This is a genomic window from Mesorhizobium sp. M2C.T.Ca.TU.002.02.1.1 (assembly GCF_003997225.1).
Window position 1 is genome coordinate 1 of the sequence record NZ_RZTO01000712.1, and the last position, 3,235, is coordinate 3,235.

Consider the following 3,235-nt stretch of genomic DNA (forward strand, 5'->3'; position numbering starts at 1 on the left):
ATGGGAAGGGGCAGCCGGCATTCGAGCCGCCAATCTCCCCCCTTGCGGGGGAGATGGCCGGCAGGCCAGAGGGGGGTGCTGTCCCGCCGACGTGTCGGTCTATGCGGTTCCCGTGAAACCGGACGCCATTAACGCTCGCACCAACCGCACCTCCAAGAAGCCCAAAGCCCGCACGCCCGCGCGCACCTTGCCTCCGGCCTGGCTCGCTCCCGGCGCCCGCGAAAAATCCGAAGCGCATCTCTACAAGCTCCCGGCGCCGCCGCCCGCGAAAAACCCCGGCCGCCAGCCGCATGTCGCGGCGATGCGCTTTCTCGACTGCCTGTTCGGCCGCTGCCGCGCGCCGCTGGATCTGGCGCTGCGCGAGGATGCCGAAGACGATCCCGTCAGCGCGCGCCCGGGGCCGGACATGCTCTGCTGCGGCCTGCCGACATCGGCCACGCGCTCCTACTGCGCGCATCACCATGCAAGGTTTCATGGCCGTCGCGGAAAGGGGATGTGAAGGCGTCCGGGCGAGATCAAGGTTCCTCGCCCCACGAAGTGGGGAGAGGTAGCTCGGCGAAGCCGAGACGGAGAGGGGAGCGCCCTCCGAAGGCCCCCACTCCGTCCGCTTCGCGGATACCTCTCCCCCACCTTTGGCGGGGGCGAGGAACCCAGGTTCTGACACGTTCCACCCAACCCTAAGGACCGCACCATGCCCCGCAAATCCGCCAAGAAAGCTCAGCCGCCAAAGCTTCCCAAGGGCGAGGCCGAGCAGGTGCGCATCCGTCGCGAGGTCGGCCATGACTTTGCGCTGAAGCAAGACGCCTTCGGCCGCCAGCGCCTCACCACCGGTACGGCCGAGGCGCGCCGCGTCTACGAGGTGTCGAACGGCGGCTACACCTCTACCGGCGGCATCGTGCGTCTGCGCAATGTCGATCCGCTGGTGGGCATCACCTCGCTCAGCCGCCAGCAGCGCGAGGCCGGAGGACGCTTTCGCGACGATTTCGAGCGCAGCCAGCGCGAAGGCCTGCAGCCGCAATCCTGGAGCGAGCGGGTCGACAGCGGCCGGGTAGGCGGTGGCGTTCCCGACCGCGTGCTCTCAACCGGCCGCGCCTACGCCCAAGCCGCGACTGCGCTCGCCCATTGGGAGGTGGCGGAAGTCGTGCGAAAAATCTGCCTCGAAGGTCAGTCGGTGAAGGCGGTATCCGAACGCGCCGGCGACGGGCGCGACGTGGTGGTGAAGCTGCTGAAGGTCGGGCTGGATTTGCTGGCGGTGCACTATGGGATGATGGGGAGGCGGGCAGGGTGAGGAGGTGCTTGAACAAACTGGCAGGCTAGCCTAGAACCTGTTGAGTAATCTTGTCAGATATTTCTTTGCCATGCCGCAATTTTGGTGGGTCAATCATAATCAGACAGCCCGCCAGGAGATCGAGGGCCAGTATCTCTGGTCTCCTAAAACTGAAAGCAATGGCGCTCGCAGCGAATTTTACAACAACATGCGCCGGGCCTCGCCCGGCGATTTCGTCTTGTCTTTTTTCGAGCAAGCCATTCGCTACGTCGGACGAGTGACCGAATTTGCATTCACCGCGCCTAAGCCAGCCGAATTCAAGGAAGCTGGATCCTACTGGAACAAAGAAGGCTGGCTTCTTCCTGTGTTCTGGACGCAGCTTGATCCGCCTGTACGCCCAAAGGCATTGATAGAAGTGCTCGGGCCGCTGCTTCCCACCAAGTACTCGCCGATCAGTCCGACGTCCGGATCGGGCAATCAAAAGGCGTATCTTGCCAACATTTCGCCAGCGGTGTTTCAAACAATCGTCACTGGCGCAGTTTTCGACCACGCTGCTCTGGAGCGCGGTGGTGCCAACAGCCTCACTTTCGAGATCGTCAATGAACAACTCGAAGACGCTGTCGAGCGGCAGATCAAAGATGATATCAGCCTTGATGATACGGTCAAAAAAAGCCTCATTCTGGCTCGCCGCGGACAAGGCAGATTCCGGGCGAATGTTGAGATGGTGGAGCGGTCGTGCCGCCTCACAGGTGTGACGAACCCGTCGCTCCTGATCGCAAGCCATATCAAGCCATGGCGTCTATGCAATTCTGCGCAAGAACGGCTCGACGGCATGAACGGGCTCCTTCTGACACCCGATGCCGACCATTTGTTCGATCGTGGCTTCATCAGCTTCAACGATGGTGGTGAAGTGCTGGTCTCTCCGCGCGTCGATCGAACGGATTTGCAGCGGCTCGGGTTTGATCAACTGGCAATGCAGCGGTTCGGCTTTGCAGAAGCGCCGGCTACCTGGCATGTCGGAGCCTTCAGAGCGCAACAGCAAAGCTATCTTGCCCATCATCGGACCGAGGTATTCGTTTCCGGCTAGGCCTCCTCGCTTCCCTTCGTTCCTTCCCACCCGAACACGCTCCTACCGCCCAGCAGATGCGACTGGTCCATTTCGCCGGCGACAATCTCCTTCAAGCTCGGCCCCGTCACATAGCGCTCCATGCGCCGTGACTCGCCGTCCAGCCGCCTCAATGCCTCCAACTCCTCGCTCCGTCCGAGCTTTGCCTTCCCCACCGCCGATTTCAGCACCGAGATCGTCTCGTCATAGACCTTCAGCGGCACGGGGAAGGGGTGGCGGTCCTTGCCGCCGTGGGCCAGCGAGAAGCGGGCCGGGTCGAAGAAGCGGTAGGGCGCGCCGTGCACCACTTCCGAGACCATGGCCAGCGCCCGCACCGTGCGCGGGCCGACGCCGGGGACGAGCAGCAGTTCGGGAAAATCCTTCGGGCCGCTTTCGATCGCCGAAGCGATGTTGCCGTGCAGGCGGCGCATGACGATGTCTGACTCGCGCACGTCGTGATGCGCGGGCATGACGAGGTTGGGCAGCATCGGCTGCGCGGCGGGCTCGGGTTCAGGCTTCGGTTCCAGCACGGCAAGCTCGGTGAGGATCTTTTCCGGACTCATGGTCTTGAGCAGCTCGACTTGGCCGCTGCGCGCTTTCTCCGCGCGGCGGTCGGTGAGGTTGACGATCTCGCCTTGCGCCTCGCCCTCGATCGCCGCATGCGGCTGGTCGACGAAGCTCGTCAGCCCCTCCGACAGCCAATGGTAGCGGCGCGCCTGGCGAGCGTCGCCGTTCATACCCTGCTGAACCACCACCCAGCGCCCGTCATCGGCGACGATGAAGCCGTGCAGGTAAAGGTCGTAGCCGTCCTGCAGGGCCGCGCTGTCCACCTTGGCGACCAGCCGGCTGGCGGTGGCCAGAGC

4 protein-coding genes are annotated in these 3,235 nt (G+C 63.7%); 3 read left to right on the forward strand and 1 reads right to left on the reverse strand.

Annotation, left to right across the window (positions count from 1 at the left end; genetic code table 11):
• Positions 1-91: 91 nt before the first annotated feature.
• The 3 genes from EOD07_RS38200 to EOD07_RS28095 all read left to right on the forward strand — a co-directional run bounded on the left by EOD07_RS38200 (position 92) and on the right by EOD07_RS28095 (position 2,354).
• Positions 92-499: a hypothetical protein gene (locus tag EOD07_RS38200; protein ID WP_206519575.1), complete on the forward strand. Its 408-nt coding sequence runs from the start codon at positions 92-94 to the stop codon at positions 497-499.
• 192 nt (positions 500-691) lie between these two features.
• A complete protein-coding gene (locus tag EOD07_RS28090) occupies positions 692-1,288 on the forward strand; it encodes a DUF6456 domain-containing protein (protein WP_127237705.1) in 597 nt (198 codons plus the stop codon).
• A 40-nt stretch (positions 1,289-1,328) separates the two neighbouring features.
• Entirely contained in the window at positions 1,329-2,354 is a 1,026-nt protein-coding gene (locus EOD07_RS28095) for an HNH endonuclease (RefSeq protein ID WP_206519576.1), read from the forward strand.
• Here the strand turns inward: EOD07_RS28095 and EOD07_RS28100 are convergent.
• Positions 2,351-3,235: DUF763 domain-containing protein (locus EOD07_RS28100; RefSeq protein ID WP_164772601.1), on the reverse strand; the 885-nt coding region annotated here is incomplete at its 5' end. The genes EOD07_RS28095 and EOD07_RS28100 overlap by 4 nt on opposite strands.

Coding starts and splice junctions, on each gene's coding strand:
- EOD07_RS28090 (WP_127237705.1), top strand. CDS start 692: ATGCCCCGCAAATCCGCCAAGAAAGCTCAGCCGCCAAAGCTTCCCAAG.